Source organism: Bradyrhizobium sp. BRP23, from assembly GCF_020194135.1.
Classification (GTDB): Bacteria; Pseudomonadota; Alphaproteobacteria; order Rhizobiales; family Xanthobacteraceae; genus Bradyrhizobium; species Bradyrhizobium yuanmingense.
Genome location: NZ_JADYVW010000036.1, coordinates 1 through 3407, shown reverse-complemented (window position 1 = coordinate 3407; position 3407 = coordinate 1). Strand labels below are relative to the sequence as shown.

At 56.2% G+C, this 3407-nt stretch carries 1 protein-coding gene; it reads right to left on the bottom strand.

What is annotated here, in order from left to right; genetic code table 11:
* A partial coding sequence (locus I6F24_RS37175) for a condensation domain-containing protein (RefSeq protein WP_225152685.1) occupies window positions 1-3369 on the bottom strand: 3369 nt, incomplete at its 3' end.
* Window positions 3370-3407 lie beyond the last annotated feature (38 nt).

Here is a 3407-nt window from a genome sequence, read left to right as displayed (position 1 = left end):
TGCAGCAAGAGCGTTGTATGCGTCCTCCAATGCTTCCAGGAATAGCCGATAGCCCATCCCATCCACTACGAAATGATGCACCAGTACCAGCAGATAATAATCGCCGCTTTCCGAAGCACGGAAGGCCGCGACGTGAACAAGAGGCGTGTGGCCGTCAAACCGAAACATGTGTTGACGTCTTGCCGAGACGCTCTCGATTGTCCTGCGCTGGTCTGGGCCGGTCATCCGGACGAGATCGATCTCCTCCACGATGCGTGCGGCCGGACAAGGGCCAATCCCCAGCCGGAGTCCATCTTGGGTTCGGGCAACGCGGAGCCTGAGGCCTTCGTGCCTCTCGATGACATGGGCCAGAGCGCGGTCCAGGATCTTGATGTCCAGGATGCCGCCGCGCAAGAAGAACAGATCGCCGAGGTTAAAATGCTCGTCAAAGCCGACAAGAGAATTCCAAAACGATATTACGGGGGGCACAGGCAGTAGGCCGTCCGCGGAAGCCACGTTGTGGGGTGCCGCCTCCGCTTGCCCGGCCGCCAACTCCCTGATGGTCGGTGTTCGATAGAGCAGGTTGACAGTGAGATTCAGCCCGGCTTTGCGCGCCAGCGTGACGCAACGTACGCTCAGAAGAGAATCGCCGCCAATATCAAAGAAACTGCTGTCGATTCCCACCCCCTCGGCGCCTAATAGATCCTCCCAGATCCGAGCAAGAACCCGCTCGTTCCTGGTGCGGGGCTCAGCAGATGGACTAGTTTCTATCTCGCGGTAAGGAACGGAGGAAAGGCGAGCACGGTCTATCTTTCCGCTTGTCGTCAGGGGAACACTGTCAACCAATCTGAAGGCTGTGGGAACCATGGGAGATGGCAATCTGTTGCGCAGGTGGGCGAGAATCTCTCGAGAGCTTAGATTCTCCCGAGCGGGCTCCAGGCTCGCCGTCAAGCGGCGATCCTCATCGATGCCTTCTGCGAAGACCGCGGCCTTTGCGATTGCCGGATGAGACTCAAGGGCAACTTCGACCTCCTCCGGCTCGATGCGAAAGCCCCTCACCTTGATCTGGTTGTCCGATCGGCCGCAAATCTCGAGAAGGCCGCTGGTTGAGATGCGTGCGATGTCCCCACTTCGATAAAGCACATCGTATTGTCCGCCATCATACGGATTCGGCAGGAAACAGCGGTCAGTCCGATCTTGATCCTGCCAATACCCAGCGCTCAGACAGCGGCCCGCGATGCACAGTTCGCCGGAGGCTCCAACAGGCACTCTCTTCAATCGTGCATCGAGCACGTAGAGTTTTACGTTGTCGATTGGCCGTCCCACTGGGATAAGCGCCGAGTTGCCATCCGCATCCGATGTTTCGTGCACGGCTGCATTGGACGCACATTCCGTCGCACCATAGAAGTTCCACAAGGGCACGCCCGGAAAAGACCCGCGCCAGCGAGCAGGCAGCGAGGAAGGCATCGGTTCGGCGCTGCTTGTGACCAATCTCAAGGCGGTCCTTTGCGGTTGCCGTTCCTGGGACCCAATGATACCGGACAGGAGTGGCGGAGAGGCAAAAAAGCGTGTCACACGATGTTTTGCCAAACTGCACAACAACAGATCCGGATCTAGCACCTGCCCTTGGGTGAGGATCAGCGTGGGCACACCTCTCAGAAGCCCACCAAAATACTCCCAAGCGGACGCAACAAGGGAAGCGGACTTCTGGACAACCATCACGTCGGTACTATTGAAGGGAAAGCGTCGCCACATCCAGTTCAGCCGATTGAGAATGGCCGATTCCGGAATAAGAACCCCCTTCGCCCGCCCTGTTGAGGACGACGTGTATATAAGATTCGCAATTTGGTGATCTGAGGGTGAGTCGCTGGATTCGAAATTATCCGTCAGCGCCCTGCACCTGTCTAACGTCAATAGAGAAATCGAAGGTATGTCAAAGCCAGTCTCCGTGGTATTTGCGTGAACCAACACCTTTGCCTGACTATCTCGCAGGATATGTTGGATCCGATCAGGGGGATAATCTGGCGGTATCGGCACGACAATAGAGTGCAAAGCTCGCGCCGCCAGCATAACAGCGGCAACGTCAGGCGACCGGTCGACAAGCATGCCGACCATATCGCCAGCGCCCACGTCCAAATCCAGCAGGAAGGACCTGATAGCTGCTACGCGCTCACGCAGCTGGCTGAATGTGACTTCCCCGAACTCGCCAAAATATGCTACCTTGCTGTGATTGGAGACACTGATCTGCTCGAAAGCTTCAACAAGCAGACATTCAGAGTCATATGGCTGCCTGGATCCTTCCAGCGAGTTCAGTAGAGTGACGTCTGACGCGCTGAGGCAGCTCAGCTCCTCAATGGGCGCAAGCGGTTTGTCAACGCAGGCGGCAATCAGACAGCGCAGATTATTGGCCATGCGAACAACTAGATCACTCGAAAATATGTCTTCTGCATACGCCAGCTGGAGCGCAATTTCATCGCCCTGATCTTGCGCGTACAATGTTAGGTCGAATTTGACATAGCCTGTGTCGTATTCGCGGAATGTCAGAGCCAACTCGTCTTGACCAAGTGGCTCGGCAGCTTCGGAGTACATGTTGAACATGACCTGGAAGATCGGTGATCGCCCCGGTTCGCGACATAACCTTGTGTCCTTGACCATCCATCCGAATGGATAGGCCGAATTTGCGATAGCATCGCTGACCAGGCCCTGGATGCGCGTGGCATGAGCAGCAAAGGACTGACCGGCATCCATCGCGGCACGGATCGGTAGCATATTCAGGAAAAAGCCGACGATGTCGGCGCTGCCAGGTTGATCCCGTACAGCGTGTGGTATGCCGACGACAATGTCGTCCTCACCGCTATACATTCGTAGCAGCAGCTTGAAGCACGCCAGCAGTGTTGTCGACGTGGTGCAGCTGTTTCGGCGCGCAAATTCTCTTACGCGACTGGAGAGATCACTGCCAAGCAGCACTGGATGCGAGGCGCCGCGGTATGAATTTGTTTGCGGGCGCGCCCTTCCAAGCGAAAGCGCTGGCGGATCATCACCAATTTGACGACGCCAATAGTGACGTTGGTTCTCCAGCGCCTCTGGAGAAACGTGTTGTTTTTCCCACGCCGCGTAGCCCGAGAGTGACGCACGGTTCTCTGGGCAAAACGCCACGGCATCTACGTACCTTTGCTGAAGATCTCTGAGCAGAACAGAAATCGACCAGGCATCGAGGATGATTTCATGAGCGGTGATCAATATGAGATGATTGTCAGGACCAAGCCGGACCATGCGCGCGCGAAACAAGTGGCCCTGTCCGAGATCGAAATTGTCTTTCAGCTCCGTTCGCCGAAACTGTGCGATGAGCTCCTCAGCCTCGGAGGAGGTGAGATGAGATACATCGATCAATTCAAGATTGGTGCATGGCGGAGCATCAAAGCATTGAA